20 protein-coding genes and 1 tRNA gene are annotated in these 20,634 nt (G+C 71.4%); 12 read left to right on the top strand and 9 right to left on the bottom strand.

Annotation, left to right across the window (positions count from 1 at the left end):
• The first annotated feature begins 76 nt into the window (after window positions 1–76).
• On the top strand, window positions 77–988 hold the full coding sequence (locus GA0070619_RS27445) for a rhomboid family intramembrane serine protease (protein WP_088950696.1): 912 nt from the start codon (window positions 77–79) through the stop codon (window positions 986–988).
• Between the two features lie 4 nt (window positions 989–992).
• Here GA0070619_RS27445 and GA0070619_RS27440 read toward each other — a convergent pair whose 3' ends face one another.
• Entirely contained in the window at window positions 993–1,457 is a 465-nt protein-coding gene (locus GA0070619_RS27440) for a PH domain-containing protein (RefSeq protein ID WP_088950695.1), read from the bottom strand.
• A 76-nt stretch (window positions 1,458–1,533) separates the two neighbouring features.
• On the opposite strand from GA0070619_RS27440, the gene GA0070619_RS27435 reads away from it, so the two are divergent.
• The 6 genes from GA0070619_RS27435 to GA0070619_RS27410 all read left to right on the top strand — a co-directional run bounded on the left by GA0070619_RS27435 (window position 1,534) and on the right by GA0070619_RS27410 (window position 7,293).
• Complete coding sequence (locus GA0070619_RS27435; protein WP_088950694.1) at window positions 1,534–2,706, top strand: thiolase family protein; 1,173 nt, start codon at window positions 1,534–1,536, stop codon at window positions 2,704–2,706.
• A 56-nt stretch (window positions 2,707–2,762) separates the two neighbouring features.
• A complete protein-coding gene (locus GA0070619_RS27430; RefSeq protein WP_088950693.1) occupies window positions 2,763–3,776 on the top strand; it encodes a phosphotransferase in 1,014 nt (337 codons plus the stop codon).
• Between the two features lie 111 nt (window positions 3,777–3,887).
• The gene (locus tag GA0070619_RS27425; protein WP_088950692.1) at window positions 3,888–4,400 is read left to right on the top strand and encodes a hypothetical protein; all 513 of its coding nucleotides are present in this window, start codon (window positions 3,888–3,890) and stop codon (window positions 4,398–4,400) included.
• 85 nt (window positions 4,401–4,485) lie between these two features.
• Entirely contained in the window at window positions 4,486–5,178 is a 693-nt protein-coding gene (locus GA0070619_RS27420; protein WP_088950691.1) for a response regulator transcription factor, read from the top strand.
• Window positions 5,171–6,637 carry a sensor histidine kinase gene (locus GA0070619_RS27415; protein WP_088950690.1) on the top strand — a complete coding sequence of 489 codons (1,467 nt, stop codon included), beginning with the start codon at window positions 5,171–5,173 and terminating at the stop codon, window positions 6,635–6,637. Before GA0070619_RS27420 ends, GA0070619_RS27415 begins: the two co-directional genes overlap by 8 nt.
• Before the next feature lie 56 nt (window positions 6,638–6,693).
• Entirely contained in the window at window positions 6,694–7,293 is a 600-nt protein-coding gene (locus GA0070619_RS27410; protein WP_088950689.1) for a hypothetical protein, read from the top strand.
• 39 nt (window positions 7,294–7,332) lie between these two features.
• Here the strand turns inward: GA0070619_RS27410 and GA0070619_RS27405 are convergent, their stop codons facing one another.
• Together GA0070619_RS27405 and GA0070619_RS27400 are read right to left on the bottom strand one after the other, a co-directional pair.
• On the bottom strand, window positions 7,333–8,934 hold the full coding sequence (locus tag GA0070619_RS27405) for a ricin-type beta-trefoil lectin domain protein (RefSeq protein ID WP_088950688.1): 1,602 nt from the start codon (window positions 8,932–8,934) through the stop codon (window positions 7,333–7,335).
• A gap of 164 nt (window positions 8,935–9,098) precedes the next feature.
• Window positions 9,099–11,357 (bottom strand): ArnT family glycosyltransferase, encoded by a 2,259-nt coding sequence (locus tag GA0070619_RS27400; protein WP_172862129.1) that lies wholly within the window; start codon window positions 11,355–11,357, stop codon window positions 9,099–9,101.
• 125 nt (window positions 11,358–11,482) lie between these two features.
• Here GA0070619_RS27400 and GA0070619_RS27395 point away from each other — a divergent pair, with 125 nt between their 5' ends.
• Window positions 11,483–12,190: a glycosyltransferase family 2 protein gene (locus GA0070619_RS27395; RefSeq protein WP_088952086.1), complete on the top strand. Its 708-nt coding sequence runs from the start codon at window positions 11,483–11,485 to the stop codon at window positions 12,188–12,190.
• Here the strand turns inward: GA0070619_RS27395 and GA0070619_RS27390 are convergent.
• Window positions 12,176–13,069, bottom strand: coding sequence for a transketolase family protein (locus GA0070619_RS27390; RefSeq protein ID WP_088952087.1), 894 nt, complete (start codon window positions 13,067–13,069; stop codon window positions 12,176–12,178). The two genes, GA0070619_RS27395 and GA0070619_RS27390, sit on opposite strands and share 15 nt — an antisense overlap.
• Before the next feature lie 5 nt (window positions 13,070–13,074).
• Window positions 13,075–13,770, bottom strand: coding sequence for a hypothetical protein (locus GA0070619_RS27385; RefSeq protein WP_088950687.1), 696 nt, complete (start codon window positions 13,768–13,770; stop codon window positions 13,075–13,077).
• A 47-nt stretch (window positions 13,771–13,817) separates the two neighbouring features.
• Between GA0070619_RS27385 and soxR the strand changes: the two genes are divergently transcribed.
• Window positions 13,818–14,291 (top strand): redox-sensitive transcriptional activator SoxR, encoded by a 474-nt coding sequence (gene soxR / locus GA0070619_RS27380; protein WP_088950686.1) that lies wholly within the window; start codon window positions 13,818–13,820, stop codon window positions 14,289–14,291.
• A gap of 12 nt (window positions 14,292–14,303) precedes the next feature.
• Here soxR and GA0070619_RS27375 read toward each other — a convergent pair whose 3' ends face one another.
• Window positions 14,304–15,278: an NAD(P)H-quinone oxidoreductase gene (locus GA0070619_RS27375; protein ID WP_088950685.1), complete on the bottom strand. Its 975-nt coding sequence runs from the start codon at window positions 15,276–15,278 to the stop codon at window positions 14,304–14,306.
• A gap of 163 nt (window positions 15,279–15,441) precedes the next feature.
• Between GA0070619_RS27375 and GA0070619_RS27370 the strand changes: the two genes are divergently transcribed.
• Window positions 15,442–15,531: transfer RNA gene (locus GA0070619_RS27370), tRNA-Ser, on the top strand.
• A 92-nt stretch (window positions 15,532–15,623) separates the two neighbouring features.
• Here GA0070619_RS27370 and GA0070619_RS27365 read toward each other — a convergent pair.
• Window positions 15,624–16,808 (bottom strand): low temperature requirement protein A, encoded by a 1,185-nt coding sequence (locus tag GA0070619_RS27365; RefSeq protein WP_088950684.1) that lies wholly within the window; start codon window positions 16,806–16,808, stop codon window positions 15,624–15,626.
• A gap of 51 nt (window positions 16,809–16,859) precedes the next feature.
• Window positions 16,860–17,015 carry a hypothetical protein gene (locus GA0070619_RS32585; protein ID WP_157744092.1) on the bottom strand — a complete coding sequence of 52 codons (156 nt, stop codon included), beginning with the start codon at window positions 17,013–17,015 and terminating at the stop codon, window positions 16,860–16,862.
• A gap of 143 nt (window positions 17,016–17,158) precedes the next feature.
• Between GA0070619_RS32585 and GA0070619_RS27360 the strand changes: the two genes are divergently transcribed.
• Window positions 17,159–17,701: a YbhB/YbcL family Raf kinase inhibitor-like protein gene (locus tag GA0070619_RS27360; RefSeq protein ID WP_088950683.1), complete on the top strand. Its 543-nt coding sequence runs from the start codon at window positions 17,159–17,161 to the stop codon at window positions 17,699–17,701.
• A gap of 62 nt (window positions 17,702–17,763) precedes the next feature.
• Here GA0070619_RS27360 and GA0070619_RS27355 read toward each other — a convergent pair whose 3' ends face one another.
• Complete coding sequence (locus GA0070619_RS27355; protein ID WP_088950682.1) at window positions 17,764–18,474, bottom strand: class I SAM-dependent methyltransferase; 711 nt, start codon at window positions 18,472–18,474, stop codon at window positions 17,764–17,766.
• Between the two features lie 213 nt (window positions 18,475–18,687).
• On the opposite strand from GA0070619_RS27355, the gene GA0070619_RS27350 reads away from it, so the two are divergent.
• Window positions 18,688–20,517, top strand: a complete 1,830-nt coding sequence (locus GA0070619_RS27350) for a glycosyltransferase family protein (protein ID WP_231927172.1) — start codon at window positions 18,688–18,690, stop codon at window positions 20,515–20,517.
• The last annotated feature ends 117 nt before the right edge of the window (window positions 20,518–20,634 follow it).

Here is a 20,634-nt window from a genome sequence, read left to right as displayed (position 1 = left end):
GCATGATTGAGCGCTCCGGAGCACCGCACCGGCCTGCGCCGGTGGTTCGCGCGGCGGTGGACGGAGGGTCGGCCCGGTGAGCGAGTCTCCGCCGACCACCCCGGTCTGCTACCGGCATCCCGGCCGGGAGACCTATGTCCGGTGCAGCCGCTGCGACCGGCCGATCTGTCCGGACTGCATGCGCGATGCGTCGGTCGGGCACCAGTGCCCGGAGTGCGTCAACGAGGGTCGTCGCAGTGTCCGGCCGGCGCGTACCGCCTTCGGTGGTGGTACGGCCGGCCGGCACGGCTATGTCACGAAGACCCTGATCGCGGTGAACGCGCTGCTCCTGCTGGTCTCCATCGCCTCGGCTCGGGGTGGGGACGCGGCGATGGGGGGCTCCGGTTTCGGCGGCCTCATGGGTGGCAGCACGCCGCTGACCGAGTGGGGTGCGGTGCTCGGCCGGGCGTACCTGTCCGACTACACGCTCGGTGGGATCGCCGAGGGCCAGTGGTACAGGCTGGTCACCGCGATGTTCCTGCACTACGGCGTGCTGCACCTGCTGCTCAACATGTGGGCGTTGTGGGTGCTCGGTCGGTCGCTGGAGGCCAACCTCGGGCGGGTCCGTTTCGCCGCGCTCTACCTGATCGCCGGTCTGGGCGGCAACGTGGCCGCCTATCTGTTCAGCAGCCCGCGGGCCGCCACCGTCGGGGCGTCGACAGCCGTCTTCGGTCTCTTCGCCGCACTGATCATCATCGAACGCAAGCTGGGTCGGGACATCTCCCGGATCATCCCGATCCTGGTGATCAACCTGGTGTTCACGCTGGCGGTGCCGGGCATCTCGATCCCCGGGCACCTCGGTGGGCTGGTCGTCGGCGCGCTGATGGCGTTGGTGCTCGCGTACGCGCCTCGTGGCCGGCGGACGCTGGTGCAGGTCGCCGGCGCGGCGATCATCCTGGTGGTCCTGCTCGCGCTCGTGCTCTTCCGGACCGCCCAACTGCTCGGCTGACAGCTCAGGGGTTCGGGCGGGCGGCACGCAGTGCGGTGGCGACCTCTTCCGGGGTGGCTCCCAGGTCGTAGCGGCCGAAGAGGTGCAGCGAGTTGCCCGCGTCGATCTCCAGGGTCTCGCTGGTCAGCCCCAACCGTGGCCGACGGTCGACGGTGATCGCCTCGACCGTCGACCAGGGCAGCAGCCGCCGGCCCGCGAACCCGTGGATGACGGTGAGCCCCGCCGGGTCCACCGCCAACCGGACCGGCACGACCAGGTCGCGTACCGCCCAGACGGCCACCGTGACCGCGGCCAGGACGGCCACCACCAGGCGGACCGGGTCGCCGTCGGCGAAGAGCAGCCCGAGGGCGACGAGCAGGACGGCGCCGGCCAGCTTCGCCGCTGGCAGACTCGACGGCACTCGCCACTGCCGGGCCCCGGTGATCTCATCCACCCGCCCAGCATGCCAGCGGCCGTCGGATTCCGGCATCTCGTGATGGTGGGGCCGGACGGTCGGTCCTGGGACGACGTAGGATCGGGACAGCCCAAGTTACCGGGGAGTAAACATGAGTGACGCGGTCATCGTCGGCGCGGTACGTACCCCGGTCGGGCGGCGCAAGGGCAGCCTCGCCGGCGTCCACCCGGTCGATCTCTCGGCGCACGTGCTGCGCGCCCTCGCCGAGCGCACCGGGCTCGACCCGGCGCAGGTCGACGACGTCTTCTGGGGCTGCGTGTCCCAGGTCGGCGAGCAGTCGTGGAACATCGCCCGCAACGGCGTGCTCGCCGCCGGCTGGCCCGAGACGGTCCCCGGCACGACGCTGGACCGGCAGTGCGGCTCCAGCCAGCAGGCGCTGCACTTCGCCGCCGCCACGGTGCTCTCCGGCCAGGCTGACCTGGTGGTCGCCGGCGGGGTGGAGTCGATGACCCGGGTGCCGATGGGCTCCAGTGTGGCCGGCGGCATGCCGTTCAGCGACCAGCTCCGGGACCGTTACCGGGGTGTCGAGGGCTTCGCCGACGACGCGCCACTGCCGTTCAACCAGGGCGTCGGTGCCGAGCTGATCGCCCGGCGGTGGCGCCTCTCGCGTACCCAGCTCGACGAGTTCGCGCTGGCCAGCCACGAGAAGGCAGCCGCCGCACAGGACGCTGGCGCGTTCGACCCGGAGCTCACGCCGGTGCCACTCGGCGATGGTGGCAAGTTCGCCGCCGACGAGGGCATCCGCCGGGACACGACCCTGGCCAAGCTCGGCGAGCTGGCCACGCCGTTCCGTGCCGACGGCGTGGTGACCGCCGGGTCCGCGTCCCAGATCTCCGACGGCGCCGCGGCCCTCGCGGTGACGACCTCCGAGTGGGCCAGCCGGCACGGCCTTCGGCCGCTTGCCCGGATCCACACCGCCGTGGTCGCCGCCGACGACCCGGTCACCATGCTCACCGCCCCCATCCCGGCCACCGCGAAGGCGCTGCGCCGCGCGGGGCTGGGCATCGAGGAGATCGGTGTGTACGAGGTGAACGAGGCGTTCGCCCCGGTGCCACTGGCCTGGCTGGCCGAGACCGAGGCGGACCCGGAGCGGCTCAACCCGCGTGGTGGGGCGATCGCACTCGGTCACCCGCTCGGCGGCTCCGGTGCCCGGATCATGACCACGATGCTCCAGCACATGCGGGACAACGGGATCCGCTACGGCCTGCAGACCATGTGCGAGGGCGGCGGAATGGCCAACGCCACCATCGTCGAGCTGGTCTGACACCGCTGGGGGAAAACGCCTCGCCCCGGCCCGGGAGGGCCGCCTAAGGTGCCAGCGTGACGACGATCGCCGGTGAGCGTGCCCCCGACTGGTCCAGTGAGCGGTGGCAGGTGCGGGCCCGGTCCTGGGTCGACGCGCGGCTGAGCCAGGCCGGCCGGCGGGTGACGGGTCTGGTGGAGCCTCGGGTGCGCCCGTGGTCGCTGGTCTGGCGGGTGCCCACCGACGACGGCCCGGTCTGGTTCAAGGCCAACAACCCCGGCACCGTGCACGAGGCCGCCCTGATCGCGACGCTCGCCGAGCTGACACCGGAACGGGTGCTGACACCGATCGCGGTGGACCCGGAGCAGGGCTGGTCACTGCTGCCCGACGGCGGCGAGTCGTTGCGCGACGTGCTGGCGCGCGACCCCGATCTGGCGCACTGGGAGCGGGCACTACCCGGATACGCGGCGCTCCAACTGGCCACCGCGCCGCGCGCCGACGAACTGGTCGCCCTGGGCGTGCCGGACCACCGCCCCGAGGCCCTGGCCGGGCTCCTCGCCGAGCTGCTCGACGATCGCGAGGCGCTGCTGATCGGTGCCGAGGGCGGGCTCAGCCCGGACCTGCACGAGCGGCTGCGGGCGGAGCTGCCGTCGTACGCCGAGCGGTGCCGCCGGCTCGCCGACATCGCCATCCCGGCCACCGTGCAGCACGACGACCTGCACGACGGCAACGTCTTCGCGGGCCCGGACGGCTACCGCTACTTCGACTGGGGCGACGCCTCCGTGGCGCACCCGTTCGGCACGCTGCTGGTGACTTTGCGGTCCATCCGGCACGCGAAGAAGCTGGCGGCCGACGACACGGGGGTGGCGCGGCTGCGCGACGCCTACCTGGAGGCGTGGACCGACCGGTACGACCGCCGAACCCTCGTCGAGGCCGCCGACCTCGCGATCGGCCTGGGGCCGGTGAGCCGGTCGCTGTCCTGGCGGCGAGCCCTGGACACCGCAGACGAGTCCCGTGCCGAGTACGCCGACGCGGTCCCCGGTTGGCTGGAGGAGCTGTTCGCCGCAAGCCCCCTTCAATCGGACTCCTGACCACGATCCGTCCAAGTCGGAAGTCGGACAGGCAGTGCGACCTGCGGCGTGGAACTTCCAAAAAACCCGCGTGACCCACGTCACCCCGCCGAAGACGTCGTTGGGCAGGTCATGGACGTCTTCTCCCGAACGTTCCTTCCGGCCGCCGCCGAGGCTGGCCTGGCCGTGCAGACCGTGAGCCGGCACATGCCGGTCTTCCGGCGCTGCGTCGGCTCCGGTGACGCCACCATCCTGGTCACCCGTTGCAGCCGCCCCGACCGCCCGGTCACCGGCGACTATCTGCTGCTGCTCACCCACCGTCGACTGGTGGTCACCCAGCAGACCCGACTACTGCACCGTCTGCGCCTGCATCTCAACACCGAGTTGCGCGAGCTGAGCAACGTCACCTGGAGCCCGGACCCGCGACTCCAGTCGGTCGAGATGGCGGCCACCGCGATCGACGGGATCCGCGAGCGGTTCCTGATCCGCACGAGTCACCCGAAGCAGGTCTGGCAGCTCGATGCGCTGCTCAACCATGCCTTTCGGACCCGCCTGCGGGTGCCCCGTGAGCGCATCCTCGCCACCATCGGTGACGCGCCGGCCGCCGCGCGGCCCAACGCGTTCCGCCCCGCCGTGGTGAGCTGACGCCCGACCGGGCTTTGCGTCGCCTTTACCTGACTCGAACACGCACCGATCGCGCCGGGTCCACCGGGTCGGCAATCATGGGCCGGTGACCGTCGAACCGCCGCACCGCGGGCTCGTCCTCGTGGTCGAGGACGAGCCGGCCATCGCCGACCTGGTCCGGCTCTATCTCACCCGGGACGGCTTCGGCGTCCACCTGGAACGGGACGGCGCGGCCGGCCTGAGCGCCGCCCGCCGGATCCGCCCGGTGGCCTGCGTCCTGGACATCGCCCTGCCGGGCCTGCCCGGCACCGAGATCTGCCGCCAGCTGCGCGAGGCCGGCGACTGGACCCCGGTCATCTTCCTCACCGCCCGCGACGACGAGGTCGATCGGATCGTCGGCCTGGAGTTGGGCGCCGACGACTACGTGACCAAGCCGTTCAGCCCCCGGGAGCTGGTCGCCCGGGTGCGCGCGGTGCTGCGTCGCTCCGCTGGCGGCCCGGAGGGCGCGGACCGGCAGCGCGTCGTCGGCCCGGTGACGCTCGACCCGGCCCGCCGAACGGTCACCGCCGCTGGCGCACCGGTGCAGCTCACCTCCACCGAGTTCGACCTGCTGGCCCATCTGATGGCCCGGCCCGGCCGGGTCTTCACCCGGGAGGAGCTGCTGGCCGGGGTCTGGGGGTACGCGGCGCACGCCGGCACCCGCACAGTCGACGTGCACGTCGCCCAGGTGCGGGCGAAGCTCGGCCCGGCCAGCGTGATCCGGACTCACCGTGGCGTCGGGTACGCGGTCGATGCCTGACCAATCCGGGCGCGCCGGGTCGCCGACCATGTCGCTGCCGGTGGTTGGCACCTCCCCACCCGCCGCACCTCGACGTGGCGGCCTGGGCCGTACGCTCACCGCCCGTGCGGTGCTGGTCACCTGCGCGGTGGCGCTGGTGTCGGTGCTGGTCACCGCGATCGTGGCGGTGCCGTTGGCGATCCGTGGCGCGGAGAGACGCGACCAGGAGGCGCTCGCCGCGCAGGCCCGGCTCGCGGCCGAGGTGCTGCGCACCCGCCTGGACCGGGGTCGCAGCGCCGACGAGGAGCGGCTCATCCAGCAACTGCGCAATCAGGGCATCGACGCGTACCTGATCCGGCGCGGAGCGGTCGACCGGCCGGGCCTGCCACCTCGGGTGGTGCAGCGGATCGGGCAGGGGCGCAACGTGTCGGTCCGGCGGGTCGTCAACGGCGAACGTGCCCTGGTCGAGGGCCGGGCGCTCCCCAACGGCAACGGGGTGGTGCTGTCCCGCCCCTCGGCGAACGGGTTGTGGGCCCGGGTGCTGCTGAGCCTCTGGTTACCGCTGCTGGCCGGGTTGGCCGCCGGCGTCGTGGCCGGGTTGCTGCTGGCCCGCCGGCTGGCCCGGCCGATCCGCGTCGCGGCCACCGCCGCCGCCCGGCTACGCGCCGGCGACCGCGCCGTCCGGGTGCCGGTCGAGTCACCGGACGAGGTCGCCGACCTGGCCGAGGCGTTGAACGGTCTGGCCGGTGCGCTGGCCACCAGTGAGGGGCGGCAGCGGGAGTTCCTGCTGTCCGTCTCGCACGAGCTGCGCACCCCGCTGACCGCGATCCGGGGGTACGCCGAAGCGCTCGCCGACGGGGTGCTCGGCGCGGACGACACCGTCGACACCGGTCGGACGATGCTGGCTGAGGCCCAACACCTGGACCGGCTGATCGGGGACCTGCTGGCGCTGGCCCGGCTGGAGGCCGCCGACTTCCCGCTCGAACCGGTGCCGGTGGACCTCACCCAGTTGGCCGTGGACGCGGAGCCGACCTGGTCCGGCCGGTGCGCGGCGGTGGGCGTGCCGTTCCGGTTGGAGACGCCAGGTCAGCCGGTGCCCGCGTACACCGATCCGGGGCGAATCAGGCAGGTGCTGGACGGGTTACTGGAGAACGCGCTGCGGGTCGTACCCCCGGGGTCGCCGGTGGTGCTCGCGGTCCGGGCGGCGGGTGCGGACCCGGCCTCCGGCGGTGAGCTGGAGGTCCGGGACGGCGGGCCCGGCTTCACCGACGACGACCTGGCGGTGGCGTTCGAACGCGGGGCACTGCACCAGCGTTACCGGGGTGTGCGCAAGGTGGGCAGCGGGCTGGGGTTGGCGCTGGCCGCCGGCCTGGTCCGCCGGCTGGGCGGAGAGATCGCCGCCGGGCACGCGCCGGAGGGCGGCGCGGCCTTCACGGTCCGACTGCCCGGCGATCCTTACCTGGCTCGAACATCGGCCTGACGCTCCGCTCGTCCTCGACGGAGATGCTGAGGGCTCCACGGACGAGAGGGAACGTCATGCCACGTTGGGGATTCGCCACCGGCACCACGGCACTGCTCGCGGCGGTCACGCTGGGCGTCAGCGGCTGTGGCGCGGCCGAGGTGGCCAGCCAGCCCGCCCGGGAGGCCGCCGTCGAGGTCGCCGCCGCGATGGGCGTGGAGGGTCAGGCGCTGACCGCGATGGGCTTCGACGCCGACGACCTGGACGTGCAGACCGTCGCCGCGCCGGCCACCCCGACGCCGGGTGCCTCCCCCACCGCCAGGGACAAGGCCCGGGAGAAGCGCGGCGAGGAGTGGCGCAAGCGCCGCCAGGCCCGGGTGCAGCTGCGCAGGAACACCCTGCACGGTGAGGCGGTCGTGAAGACGAAGGACGGCGGTACGCAGACCGTCGCCGTGCAGCGCGGCGAGGTGACCGCGATCGACGGCGACTCGATGACCGTCAAGTCCACCGACGGCTTCACCATGACCTGGACCTTCGGCGAGGACCTGCGGGTCGTCGAGCGGCGCGCCACAGTGCAGCCGAGCGAGGTGAAGGTCGGCGCGACGCTCGGCGTCGCCGGCGCGAAGGACGGCGACAAGGGCGTGGCGCGACTCGTCCTCATCCCCCGCACGAAGTGAGCGAGGGGCCCCTGAGTCGACCAGGGGCCCCTCCTTCCGTCAGTAGACGCGGGAGCCGATGAAGTCGTCGTGACCGTAGCCGACCGGGTTGGCGGCGGTACGAGCCTCGAACGACCACTGCTGCCGGGTGCTGGTGGAGCAGGTGGCCAACCGCAGCCGGGGAGCGCCCGACGACGGGCTGTCGAACGCCACGCAGAGGTTGCTGGCGGCGGCCGGCTTGAGCTGGTTGCCGACGAAGGTGAACTGCTGGGCGGCAGTGCCGTTGCAGTCGTAGATGTTGACCGCGGTGCCGGCCGTCATCGATGCGCCGGCGACATCGAGGCAACGGTCGTGGGACAGCTCCGAGTGCAGTGACCGCTTGGCCGAGTCGTACCAGAAGCCCTGGTTGCGCCCGCCGTGGCAGCCGTACGACTGCTGGGCGGTGCCGTTGCGGGAGTCGTAACCCTTACCGTCGACGCAGGTGTTGGTGGCAGGGTTGCGCAACTGCTTGAACTGCATCAGGCCCGGGTAGAGCACGCCAGCGCCGGTGCTGGCCGGGTCGACGCAGGTGGCCTGGTTATGTCCGGAGTTCCAGAACTGGGTGATGCACTGGGCGAACATGCCGTGCCCGCGGGCGTTGGGGTGGAACGACTGCCGGGCGGCGTTCTCGTTCCAGATCCCGATCTCGATGTTGAGGCCGCGGACCGAGGTGTTGTCAGTGCACACCTCGTGGCCGTGGAAGAGCCGGCTGGCGTCCAGGTAGCGGGTGCCGGTCTGGGTGGCCGCCGCGCGCAGCGCCGACTCGAACAGCGGCACCGCCTTGTTGCGGGCGAACGCGGCGTCGGCCAGGTAGAGCAGGCAGCCGCCGGAGTACCAGCCGGGGAAGTTCGGGTTGTCCTCCACGTCCGGGCTGGCCGGGCTCGGGTACGACATGAGCACCAGCTCGTAGTCCGTGCGCAGGTAGCCGGCCCTGGTCATGGTCTGTCGGATGTCGGTGAGGGCGTCCGCAACCGCCCGGCGGCTGCCGTCGGTGCGGATCGTCCACTGGTCGGTGTAGTCGGGGTAGCAGTTGCCCTGGAGGAAGACCCGGCTGACAGCGCAGTCGGTGGCGACCGGGCCGAACTGGATGGTGCCGTCTCCGTTCGCGCCGACCACCACCCAGATCAGTTTCACGTGCGTGTTGCGCGCCTTGATGCCCAGGTAGTCGCCCTGGTTCAGCTCGTTGTGCTGGGTCGGGCCGCCGGCGATGAGGTTCCACGGGGTGGCACCGGAGCAGGCGATGTTGTATCTCGCGTCCGACGGGATGCCGGTGCGGAACACCGCCTGGTCGTACGAGCGGTCGCACCAGTTGCCGTCCTGGTGGGTGCCGGGCACGTAGTTGCCGACTCCCTCACCGGAGATCTGGCTGTCGCCCATGGTGATCAGCGCGGTGCGGCGTTGCTCGATCGGGCGGATCGCGGGGGTGCCGTAGAGGGCGGTGGCCTCGGCGGCCCGGATGGCCTCGAGGTTGGCGGGGAGTGGTTGGACGGTTGGACGGTCGGCGGCGGTGGCGGGGGTGGCCGGTCCGGCGAGCATCGGTAGGACGAGGGCGGCGACGGCCACGGCGACGGTGATGGCCCGTCGTCGGGTCGCGCGTTCGGGCCTGGCGGGGATTGCAGGCATCGACGCACTCCTTTCGGCTCAGTCGCGGGACGTCGACTGAGTTACCAGAAGGTAACGTGCGGATCAATGGATGTGAATGCGTCTCGGATCCTTGCGCGCAGGCTGCAGAACCGCCCGGATCGGACTATCCGGGCGATCGAGATGCGCCGAAGCGGACCGCCGGGTCAGCGGCCCGGCGGCAGGGCGTAGCCGACGTAGCCGCGGAACTCCAGCCGCCAGCCGGCCGGGACCAGCTTCGTGCAGGCCGGACGACTGCCGGTGCAGACGATCGCGTCGACCGAGGCAGGGTCCGCCGGCGGTCGCTCCGGCAGCACCGACTGCAACGCCACCAGGTCCGGCGAACCCCCGTCCGGCTGCCGGAGCAGCAGCCACCACGGGTACTCCCAGTTGTCGTTCTGCTGCACCAGCCCGATCCGTCCGGCACCGCTGTCGCGGACCGCCGTCGCCGCCCAGCGGAACTCGTCGGCCCACTGCGGACGCCGCAGGAACCGGGTGTCCCAGTCCGAGGTGGTGAAGACCGAACCGGCACCGACCAGCCGTCGCGGAAAGCCGTACGACAGCGCGAGCACACCGGCCAGCGCCGCGGTGGCCAGCACGGTGACCGCCGTCAGCGTGGCCACCGACCGGCGGGCTCCCGGCCGACCCGGGTTGCCGCGGCGGCGGCGGAAGAGCGCGTCGAGCCAGAGCCCGGCCAGCGGCACGGCCAGCACCACGGCGTAGAGGATCAGCCGGTTGCCCCACGGCTGCCACTTGATCATCGAGGTGTGCAACAGGACGGCGGCCAACACCACCACCGCGTACGCGCGCAGCGGCCCGGCCTGCTCGGGATCGATCCGGCGCGGGCGGGCGAGTGCGACGACCGCACCGATCAACACCAGCGCCCCGGTCAGGGGGAACGCCACCCGGTCCTCGTCCGGATACCAGGCCGGCTCCGGAAAGATCTCCCGACCGAAGGTGATCGCACGGTCCTGCGGGTCGACCCCGATCGCGCCCGCTCCGTCGATGATCGCCTCGGCTCCGGCCCGGCGCAGGGGCGCCAGCGGCGTGTCGAACGCGGTGTGCCCGATCCGCAGAGCGTTGACCAGGATCGACTGCGGGTCGTGCCGTTCCATCGGGATCGACTCGCGCAGCCGGGGCGGCCCCAACGGGTGCCCGAACTCCGCGGTCACCCGGGCCAGGAACGGGCCGACCACCACGGCCGCGACCAGCAGGATCAACACCGAGGCGCCGACCGTGCGGGCCAGCCCGCCGACCGGCCGAGGCCGCCGATACCCGCCGGCCGCCGTCGGGCCGGGCGATGCCGCGCCGGCCGTCGGGTTGGGTGGTGCCGCGCCGGCCGCCGTCGGGCCGGGCGTCGCCGTGCTCGCGGTCAGCGCCAGCCGGAGCTGGGCCAACCCCCAGAGCAGCAGCAGCGGACCGACCGCGATCAGACCACTGGTCTTGGTCACCGCGGTCAGACCGGTGGCCGCCCCCAACCCGAGCACCGTGCCCCAGCCTGTCCGCCGACGCAGCCCGTCCAGCACGAGGGTCGCCGCGCAGGTCACCCACGCCGCGCAGACCAGGTCGGTCTGCGTGCTGGTCGCCTGGAGCACCACCATCGGCGTGGTCGCCAACACGAACGCGGTGAGCAGCTGGGCCCGTCGGCTGCCGCCGAGCTGCGCGGTGATCCGTGCGACCACCAGGAGGCAGAGCACTCCGGCCGCCCACTGCACCAGGTTGTACAGGTGGTCCCCGCCGGTGAGGAGGCGAAGGTGCAGCAGCAGGTACTCGGCTCCGGGCGGGATGGTCACCTGCCGGTGGATGGCGGTGGGCCAGAAGTCCAGGTCACCCTGAGCCACCCAGTGCTCCACCTTCGGCAGGTGATAGGTCTGTGAGTCGAAGTTGTTCGGCTCGGCCAGCAGCGCGACCAGCAGCTCCAGCAGGACCAGTCCGCCGATCGCGCCGACGAGCAGCCGCTCGCCGCGTCCCGCCGTACGCCAGGCGTCGAGGGCCACGGCGAGCAGGCCGGACGGTGCCCGGACGGCGCGGGTCGGCGTGGGGTCGGGACCGGTCGCACCGCGCTCGACGGCGGCGGGCGGGTCGGCGCTGCCGCCGGACACCACGGCACCGACCGGCACCGGTCGCGGTGCAGCGGTGAGCGTCGGCGCGGTACGGGTCGCGCGTCGCTGCCGCAGACCGGCTGCTGTCGCGGCGGCGGCCAGGAAGAGCAGCCACGCGGCGGCGAAGGCCGGCCGGGTCAGCGCGTGCAACGCGCCGAGAAGTTCGACGACGAGCACCGCGTACACGCCGGTGAGCAGCGCGGCGCGCACCACGGCGAGCCGTAGCGGCGCGACCGCGCCGACCTCGCGCGGCCTCATCGCGACGGTGAGCAGGAGCGCCCCGGCGGCGGGAACCGCCGCGAGCAGAGAGCCGCCAGCCGACATGGCGGGTAGTAAACACCATTCGTCTGCGCTAGCCACGCCGACAGCCCCGATGGTGGCGGCATATCGAAGGTCAACCAGCCAGGCTAGGCTGTGCCCGACGTGTTGCCGCCACCGTGGAGATTCCCTTGAAGCTCTCGATCCTCATGCCGGTCTACAACGAGGAAGAACGCATCGCGGATGCCCTCAAGCAGGCGTTGGCGGTTGACTATCCCTGCGAGATCGAGTTGGTCGTCGTCGACGACGGCAGCCGGGACGGCACCGGCGAGGTCCTCGGCCGCGCCGACGACGCACGTCTGCGTGTCATCACCCACCAGCGCAACGCCGGTAAGGGTGCCGCCATCAAGACGGCGGTCGACAGCGCGGAGGGCGACTACATGGTCATCCTCGACGCCGACCTGGAGTACGACCCGCAGGACATCCCCAAGCTGCTCGACCCGGTGCTCGACGGGCGGGCCACTGTCGTCTACGGCAATCGCACCTTTGGCAGCCACAGCGCCTACAGCTTCTGGTACGTGATGGGCAACAAGGGCGTCACGATGGCGGCCAACGTGCTGTTCAACTCGTACATCGGCGACCTGGAGACCTGCTTCAAGCTGATGCCGGTGGCGCTCTACCGGTCGCTCGAGGTGCGCTCGCGCGGCTTCGGCATGGAGGCCGAGGTGACCGGCAAGCTGCTGCGTCGCCGGATCCGCCCCTACGAGGTGCCGATCAGCTACCGGGCTCGTGGCCGGGAAGAGGGCAAGAAGATCACCTGGAAGGACGGCGTCGAGGCGATCTGGATCCTCGGCCGCGAACGCGCCCGCCGCCGTTCCACCGCGTCACCCGCGCGCTGATCCCAGAAACGCACTGATCGACCGGCGCAGACCGTCGGCATCCAGGCCGTGCCACCGGGCGTGGTCGGCCGGATCTCCGTATCGGCGCAGGTCGGTCTGATCCACCCCGAGGGCGAGCAGCCGATGCGGCACCTCCGCCATGGCCCGGCTGACGACCGCGCTCGACGTTCCTGACAGGTACGGCTCGACCAGCACCACCTCGGTCGCGGCGAGCGCCCGCAGCCCGGACGTGTCGAACGGCCGGGGAGTGTGGGTGTACGCGACCGTCACGGCCATCCCCTCGGTCGCTGCCAGGGTGGGATCGAGCATCGGCCCGACTGCCAGCACGAGCGGCGCGTTCGTCCCACCCTGCCGGATCACCCGCAACCGGTCGGCGTCCGGGTGCGCCCGGGCGTTGCGTTGCTCGCTCAGCCGCAGGTAGACCGGATCGTCGGTGATCGCCGCCTCGCGCAGCAGCGGTGCGACCTCGTCGGGGTGGCCGGGCACCCGCACCGTCCAGCCGTCGCCCAACGAGTCGAAGAGCGCCACGTCGCCGGGCGACTGGTGGGTCCGGCCCTCAGCTGACCCGTCGAACGATGCTCCGATGCTGACCATGACCGCGCCCACGCCCTGGTGGTCCAGATCCAGCTTGATCTGCTCGTACGCCCGGTCCACCAGGAACGTCGCGTAGGAGTGCACGATCGGGCGAAGCCCGGTCAGGGCGAGCCCGCCGGCCACCCCGATCATCAGTTGCTCCCGGATGCCGACATTGAACACCCGGTCCGGGTGGCGGGTGCCGGCCGGCGCGAACTGGGTGGCCGAGATGTCGGCCAGCACGATTGCGGTGCGCGGGTCGTCGTCGAGCAGCGCGGTGGTGGCGTCGATGAAGGCGTCACGCATGGCGGTCATCCCTTGTTCTCGACGTGGGCGACGACGAGGTGCGGCCGTCCCGGCCGGTGCCCGGTCAGCGCCACGTACAGGTCGGTGTGGTTGCGGCCGTCGACGGTGTCGGCGGTCCAGCCGTTGACGGTGAACCGGCTGGCGATGCCGCCCGCCCAGCCGTGGGTGGCCGACGAGTTGTCGACCACGATCGCGGTGAGGTTCGCCAGGCCGGTGGCACCGGCGTACGCGATCGCCTCGTGGTTGGAGCCCTCGTCCAGTTCGGCGTCGCCGAGCAACACGTACACCCGGGGTTTGAGCAGCCCCTGGGCCCGTAGCCCGAGGGCGCTGCCGACGGCCAGCCCGAGCCCGTGCCCGAGCGAGCCGGAACCGATCTCGACTCCGGGGACCAGTAGCCGGTCCGGATGATGGCCGAGTCGGCTCGCCGGCCCGGCCAGGTCGTCGAGCCAGGCTTCCGGGATGAAGCCGTGCGCGGCGAGCACCGCGTAGTAGGCGGCCGGTCCGTGGCCCTTGGAGAGCAGGAACCTGTCGCGTTCCGGGTCGTCGGCGGTGTCGGGGGTGACCCGCAGCACCCGGTCGTAGAGCACCTGGAGCACGTCGATGGTCGAGTGCGCGCTCGGCGCGTGCTTCTCGTCGCCGGTCAGTCGTCGGATCAGCCCGGGAAGCCGGGAGCCGGTGTTGGTGGTCACTGTGGTTGTCATGCCACTACTGTGTAAGTTGAAGTGGACTTCAACTCAAGGACCTGGTGATGCAGGATCTACTGACGATCGGCGAGCTGTCGGTCCGCTCGGGCGTGGCGCCGTCGGCGCTGCGCTACTACGAGCGACTGGGGCTGATCCGCGCCGATCGGACCGGCGGCAATCAGCGCCGGTACGCCCGCGCCGAGTTGCGGCGGGTGGCCTTCATCCGGATCTCCCAGCAGGTCGGCGTCTCCCTCGACGAGATCCGCGCGGCACTGGACTCGCTCCCCGAAGCCCGTACGCCCAGCCCACAGGACTGGGCGCGGCTCTCCGCGAGCTGGCGGAGCCGGCTGGACGAGCGGATCCGGCTGCTCACCAAGCTCCGCGACGACCTGGACGGCTGCATCGGCTGCGGCTGCCTGTCGTTGCAGCGCTGCACGCTCAACAACCCCGGGGACGCGCTGGCCGGCGAGGGCCCGGGCGCCCGGCTGGTGCTGCCCCGACCGGCCGACGACCCGACACCGGCGGGCTCGCCCGCCTGACGGGCCGGCTGCTCACCCGAGGGTGAGCAGCACCTTGCCGAAGTGATCGTTCGACTCGACGAGCCGGTGCGCCTCGGCCGCCTCGGTCATCGGCAGCCGCCGGTCCACCACCGGCCGGACCCGGCCCGCCTCGATCAACGGCCACACCTCGTCCCGTACGCCCTGGACGATCTCCGCCTTCTCCGCGATCGGCCGAGACCGCAGCGAGGTCGCGGCGACGGTCGCCCGCTTCGTCAGCAGTGCGCCGAGATCCAGCTCAGCCTTGCGCCCACCCTGCATGCCGATCACCACCAGCCGACCGCCGGTCGCCAGCGCGGAGACGTTCCGGCCCAGGTAGGACGCGCCCATGATGTCCAGGATCACGTCCGCGCCGCGACCGTCGGTGACCCGCCGGACCTCCTCCACGAAGTCCTGCTCGCGGTAGTCGATCGGGTGCGACGCGCCCAGCTCACGCAGCCGGGAGTGCTTGGCCGCCCGGGCGGTGGTCACGACGGTCGCGCCGAGGGCCGCCCCGAGCTGGACCGCGAAGGTGCCGATCCCACTACCCCCGCCGTGCACCAGCAGCGTGTCGCCCGAGCTGAGCCGACCCACCTGGACCAGGTTCGACCAGACCGTGCAGGCCACCTCGGGCAGCCCTGCGGCGTCCACCGAGTCGCAGGCCGGCACCGGGAGCAACTGCCCGGCGGGGACCGCGACCCGCTCGGCGTACCCGCCGCCGGACAGCAGCGCGCAGACCTGCTGCCCGACCGCCCACCCGGCGACCTCCGAACCGACCTCGGTGATCACCCCAGAGCATTCCAACCCGGGGTACGCGGACGCGCCCGGCGGTGGCGGATAGTGCCCCTGCCGTTGCAGCAGGTCAGCGCGGTTGACCCCGCTGGCCCGCACATCCACGATCACCTCGCCGGGGCCCGGCTCCGGGTCGGGCACCTCGGCCCAGACCAGCGCTTCGGGTCCACCGGGCTGCGGGATGGTAATCGCCTTCATGTAGTCAGTCTTACCCGATCTCGCCCGGCACCGCAGGTGCACCCTCCAGCCCACTGTGGACGCGACGGACCGCCTGGCCGTCGCATTCGGGGAGGGACGCCGGGCCGCCCGACGGGAGCCGTGGCAGACTATGCGTGGCCGTACGCCTGCGGGTGGCGGCCTGGGAGGGTTCGCCTAGTGGCCGATGGCGCTGGTCTTGAAAACCGGTAAGGCAGCGATGTCTTCGTGGGTTCGAATCCCACACCCTCCGCCACGGCGCTCGCGATCGCTGATCGACTCGGTTTCCATGAAATCGGGGTGTCCGGGCTGCCCGGATGCCCCGCTTTCCTGAAAGTCGAGTGCTGGTCAGTCGTTACCAGCGGCACCACGCCTGGTCCACGCCTCGTAGCTGAGAAGCGCGACGAGGAGCGCGGTGAGCAGGCCGAGAGCGGCCAGGCCGGGCAGATAGCGGCCGGCGGGAAGTACCAGCAGCGCCGCGACGGGAGCGACGAACTGCCTCGGTCGTACGCAGCGGACGCTGAGGCCCAGAAACGTCGCCCGGCCCGCGAGGAACAGGGCGGTCCCACCGAACAGCGCGATCGCTGGCATCCACTCCGAGGCGCCGTGGGACTCCTCGTGCGCCAGACCGGCGAGGACCTGCTCGACTCCCAGCGCCACGTAGATGGTCCCGGCGAGCAGCGGGAAGTGGGCGAGGGTGTAGGCGTTGGCGCCGACGTGGGCCCGTTGTAACCCGGACTCCATCGTCAAGGCTTGGCCAGCGGCGATCGCGGTGGAGGAGTACAGCCAGTACAGGCACACCGTGACGGCCAGCGTGAGGATCGCGGCCAACAGGATCGGTCCACGAATCCGCTGTACCCCGACGCCGGCGCCGACCGAGATCAGGGACTCGCCGAGCGCAATGATGACCACGAGACTGTGGCGCTCCGCGAAGTGGCCGGGACTGCGTACCGGCCACCCGCTCAGCACCGAAGACACCACCCCGCCGCCCAGGTCGATCGTGAGGGCCGCCGCCCAGAGCAGGAGCTGTGCGGTGCCGCCGAACACGGCGCCGAGGACGAAGGGGATCCAGGACAGCACGGTCGAGAGGGCATAGACACGGATGGTCCTGCGCAGCTGTCGGTTGCCCGCCGCAGCCCAGTGGAAGAGGGCGAGAGCGATAACCCGAAGTGTGACGTAGGCCAGCACCAGGATCAGTCGTTGACTCGTCGTGCCCGGCCCGGTCGCCCAGGCGTCGGGGATGACCAGGGCGACGAGGAAGACCGCCGCCATCGAGACCGTCACACCGGCACGGATCAACCCGAGGTCGATGCGGACGTGGTTGCCCAACCAGGAGTAGACCACCCAGGAGATCCACAGCAGCAGGAGTACGAGAAACCCCTGCGTGAGGGCCACCGGCGACGGCCGCTCGCTCATGAACGTGGTGACCCGGATGAGCCCGAAGACGAACACCAGATCGAAGAAGATCTCGAACAGGGTGGTTCGGTGTGTCTCCGCGGTCGCCACCGGCCGCGACCGGAGGATCCGCCCCATCAGGTCATCTTCACCGGTTGCCCGGTGGTAGTCCGGCACCCGGTGTCCCGGTCACTCCGGCGGGTCTGTGGGCCGTCGGGCCTCGCGGATCGTCTCCTCGGCCAGCCGCTCCACCGCGCGTCGGCGTTCCTCGGCGATGGCCTGCTCGTCCCGGCGGCGGAACGCGGTGAAGACCGCTGCCACGAAGTCCCGCCAGATGCCGGCCACGGTGTCCCCCTGAGGAACGTTGCCCGACCTCAACGGTAGCTCCGGCAAACCACCCTCGGTGAGCGCGTACTTCCGGTCGTTGGAGGGGCTGCGGCGGGGTAAGAAGGGGCTGGTAACTCCGCACACCGGAAGGACGCGTCCCGATGACCCTGGAACGACCGATTGCCCCGGACCCGTACGAGCTGCTGCCGACGCTGCCCTCGTTCACGCTGACGAGTGACGATGTGCAGAACGGCGAGCCGATGGACGCCCGGCACGCGCATGACAGCACCGGGGGTGACAACGTCTCGCCGCAGCTGACCTGGTCGGATTTCCCCGCCGAGACGAAGAGTTTCGCGGTGACCTGCTACGACCCCGACGCGCCGACCGGCAGCGGTTTCTGGCACTGGGTGCTGGTGAACGTGCCGGTCGACGTCACGCAGTTGCCCAGCGGCGCCGGCGGCGCGGCGGGCACCGACCTCGGCGGGGCGTTCTCGGTCCGCAACGACTACGGCCAGCAGGGCTATGGCGGGGCGGCTCCGCCGGCCGGTGACCGCCCGCACCGGTACGTCTTCGCGGTGCACGCCGTGGACGTCGACCGGCTGGACCTGACCCCGGACGCCACGCCCGCCTACGTCGGCTTCAACCTCACGTTCCACACCCTGGCCCGAGCGGTGATCCGCCCGACGTACCAGATCAAGGAGTGATCCGTACCCCGCGATCTTGCACGTGATGGCGGAACAGAGTGCAAGATCGCGGGGGTGGCGGGTCAGGACGGAACGCGGGCCACCGCGAAGACGGACTGCCCGAACGGGGGCCGGACGAGCTGCTCGGCGGCCTTGGTGGCGGGCAGGACGACGGTGTCGTACACCTTCACCATCGGGCCCTCCTTCGGCATCAGCCGGAAGACCTTGGTGGCCATGAAGTAGCCGATCAGACCCAGCGCGTTGGCGTAGTGGATCTTCTCGACGGTCAGGCCGGCCTCGGTCATCGCCGCCTGGAGCGTCTTCTTCGTGTAGCGGCGGACGTGCCCGGTGGCGATGTCGGCCGGGCCCATCGCGAACTGGAATGCCGGCACGATGATGATCACGGCGCCGCCGGGTCGGACCAGGTCGCGCATGCTGCGCAGCGCGCCCACGTGGTCCTCGATGTGCTCCAGGACGTTGTACGAGACCGCGGAGCTGTAGTCGCCCCCGTCCTCGTGCGGCAGCAGCATCTGCCGGACGTCGATGTTCGGCCGCTCGGCGAGGCGCTCCTTGAGCTGCAGCAGCCGGTCCGGGTCGGCCTCGGTGGCGGTGAACCGGGGCAGCCGCTGCGACCATTCCAGGGCGTAGTCACCGAGGCCGCTGCCGATCTCGATCGGGTCGTCGCCGAGGTACGGCACGGCCAGTTCGATGAACCAGCGACGGTGGTTGACAGCGGTGGCCAGGCCTTCCAGCACCTCGGACTGCACGCGCTGATCCCCAGTGATTTCTGCCATGCGTCGATTCCTCACGATATGAACTCGACCCGTGCCTGGACCGACAGAGTGAATCATCCGCTGGGACGGCAGAAGAATCGGGGCATCGGGGGTGGCCGAATTGTGGTCGGGGGGTGGGTTCGTGATCGGCGGTCGGCGAACCCGGCACATAGTACGGCAGTACCCCGAAACATGTCACGGCAGCGCCAGGCCCTGACTACCCTATGAATTGTCATGACTACTCCCGAACCGGACGTGCCCAGCGACGGTCCGGCCGCCGCGTCGTCGGCGCAGGGGGCCTCTGGTGATGCTCGGCCGTCCCGCAGCGGGAAGTGGGCCGATCTGGCCGCCGTGCTGAGCTTCGTGGTGCTCGGCTTCTGGGTCACCGGTCGCCTCTGGTTGGACCCGGGCAGTGATGTGCGGGACAACCAGTCAGATCAGTCGCAGTTCGAATGGATGATGGCGCACGGTGCGCGGGTCGTGACGCATTTTGCATATCCATTCCATTCCGACCAGATGAACGTCCCGGACGGCGTGAATCTGATGGCTAATACGTCCGTATTATCCATTTCATTGCCGTTGACCCCGATCACTCTGCTGTTCGGGCCTCGGGCGGCATTCCTGGTCTTTCTCACCCTCGGCATGATTGCCACCGCCACAGCCTGGTACTTCCTGCTCTCCCGGGTCCTGATCGGCACCCGGGGGCCCGCGTGGCTGGGCGCCGGCTTCTGCGCGTACGCGCCCGCCATGGTGTCGCACGCCAACGGGCATCCGAACATCGTGTCGCAGTTCGTCGTGCCACTGATCATCTGGCGCACGCTGCGACTCGGTGAACCGGGCCGTTGGCTGCGCAACGGGGTCCTCCTCGCGCTCGTGATCGTCTGGCAGGCCTTCCTCAACCTGGAGATCCTGCTGATGACCGCGATCGGGCTCGGCGTGGTCGTCGGCGTGCTCGCCCTCGGCCGCCCGGAGCTACGATCGCGGATCCGACCCTTCCTCGCCGGCCTTGCCGTCGCCGCCGGGGTCTCCGGGCTGCTGCTCGCGTATCCGCTCTACGTGCAGTTCTTCGGGCCGGGCGCGTACTCCGGGCTGTCCCGCCTGATCCGTGGCTACTCCAGCGACCTCGCCTCGTTCGTCGCGTACTCCCGGGAGTCACTCGCCGGCAGCCCTCGCACCGCCGCCGGCCTGGCCAAGAACCCGACCGAGGAGAACAGCTTCTTCGGTTGGGCGCTGGTGGTGCTGGTGATCGCCCTGGTGTGGTGGATGCGCCGCTCGGTGGTGGTGCTCGCGCTCGCCGCGCTCGGGTTGCTCTTCGCGGTGCTCTCGTTGGGCCGCGAGGTCCGCTTCGACAACCGGGGTACGGGTGTGCCCGGTCCCTGGGCGGCGCTGGAGAACCTGCCCATCCTGCACTCGGTCGTGCCGACGCGGTGGGCGTTGGCGATCACCCCGATCGTCGGCCTGCTGCTCGCCTTCGGTGCGCAACGCGCCCACGAGTTGGCCCGCTCGCACCCGGCCGCCCGCGGGCAGATCCGCTTCGTCACCGCCACGGTGCTCGTGATGGCCCTGTTGCCGATCGTGCCCACTCCGCTGCCCGTGGCCCATCTGGACCCGGTGCCCACCTTCGTGACCAGTGGGGCCTGGCGTCCCTACGTGACCGGTGGGCGCAGTGTGGTGACCCTGCCGTTGCCGGACACCACCTACGCGGAGCCGCTGCGCTGGTCCGCCGAGACCCGGCTGGACATGCCGCTGGCTCGTGGCTACTTCCTGGGCCCGGACACCCGTCCGAACGCCGACCCTCCCAAGGTCGCCCTGTTCGGTGCCACGCCGCGCCCCACCAGCAGCTTCTTCTCCACCATCCGACGTACCGGGGCGGTGCCGCCGATCACCCCGCAGGCCCGGGTCAAGGCGGTCGACGACCTGCGGTTCTGGCGGGCCGGCGTGGTCATCCTCGGCCCGCAGGAGCACGAGGCCGCGCTGCGTCGGGGGATGACCGAGCTGACCGGGATCCAGCCGGTCTTCACCGGCGGTGCATGGGTGTGGGACGTACGGCCGTTGACCGACTGAGTCATCCGCCCAGGGCGTGCTTCGGAAGTGCTGGCCGGCCTGCGCCGGGCCCAGCCGCCGCCCGCGGCGTTGTCGCGGTGTCCGGATACAACACCGGTATCCGGACACCGCTCCGCC

The sequence above is a fragment of the Micromonospora zamorensis genome (genome assembly GCF_900090275.1).
GTDB lineage: Bacteria > Actinomycetota > Actinomycetes > Mycobacteriales > Micromonosporaceae > Micromonospora > Micromonospora zamorensis.
Note: the sequence above shows the minus strand (reverse complement) of the source record. Positions and strands in the feature narration are given on the sequence as shown.

Excerpts from the sequence above, each read along its gene's own strand:
- GA0070619_RS27400 (WP_172862129.1), bottom strand. The coding sequence starts at position 11,357 with ATGTCGGCTGGCGGCTCTCTGCTCGCGGCGGTTCCCGCCGCCGGGGCG.
- GA0070619_RS27415 (WP_088950690.1), top strand. The coding sequence starts at position 5,171 with ATGCCTGACCAATCCGGGCGCGCCGGGTCGCCGACCATGTCGCTGCCG.
- GA0070619_RS27405 (WP_088950688.1), bottom strand. The coding sequence starts at position 8,934 with ATGCCTGCAATCCCCGCCAGGCCCGAACGCGCGACCCGACGACGGGCC.
- GA0070619_RS27385 (WP_088950687.1), bottom strand. The coding sequence starts at position 13,770 with ATGACAACCACAGTGACCACCAACACCGGCTCCCGGCTTCCCGGGCTG.
- GA0070619_RS27360 (WP_088950683.1), top strand. The coding sequence starts at position 17,159 with ATGACCCTGGAACGACCGATTGCCCCGGACCCGTACGAGCTGCTGCCG.
- GA0070619_RS27375 (WP_088950685.1), bottom strand. The coding sequence starts at position 15,278 with ATGAAGGCGATTACCATCCCGCAGCCCGGTGGACCCGAAGCGCTGGTC.
- GA0070619_RS27435 (WP_088950694.1), top strand. The coding sequence starts at position 1,534 with ATGAGTGACGCGGTCATCGTCGGCGCGGTACGTACCCCGGTCGGGCGG.
- GA0070619_RS27365 (WP_088950684.1), bottom strand. The coding sequence starts at position 16,808 with ATGGGGCGGATCCTCCGGTCGCGGCCGGTGGCGACCGCGGAGACACAC.
- GA0070619_RS27410 (WP_088950689.1), top strand. The coding sequence starts at position 6,694 with ATGCCACGTTGGGGATTCGCCACCGGCACCACGGCACTGCTCGCGGCG.
- GA0070619_RS27355 (WP_088950682.1), bottom strand. The coding sequence starts at position 18,474 with ATGGCAGAAATCACTGGGGATCAGCGCGTGCAGTCCGAGGTGCTGGAA.
- GA0070619_RS27425 (WP_088950692.1), top strand. The coding sequence starts at position 3,888 with ATGGACGTCTTCTCCCGAACGTTCCTTCCGGCCGCCGCCGAGGCTGGC.
- GA0070619_RS27390 (WP_088952087.1), bottom strand. The coding sequence starts at position 13,069 with ATGCGTGACGCCTTCATCGACGCCACCACCGCGCTGCTCGACGACGAC.
- GA0070619_RS27440 (WP_088950695.1), bottom strand. The coding sequence starts at position 1,457 with ATGCCGGAATCCGACGGCCGCTGGCATGCTGGGCGGGTGGATGAGATC.
- soxR (WP_088950686.1), top strand. The coding sequence starts at position 13,818 with ATGCAGGATCTACTGACGATCGGCGAGCTGTCGGTCCGCTCGGGCGTG.
- GA0070619_RS27350 (WP_231927172.1), top strand. The coding sequence starts at position 18,688 with ATGACTACTCCCGAACCGGACGTGCCCAGCGACGGTCCGGCCGCCGCG.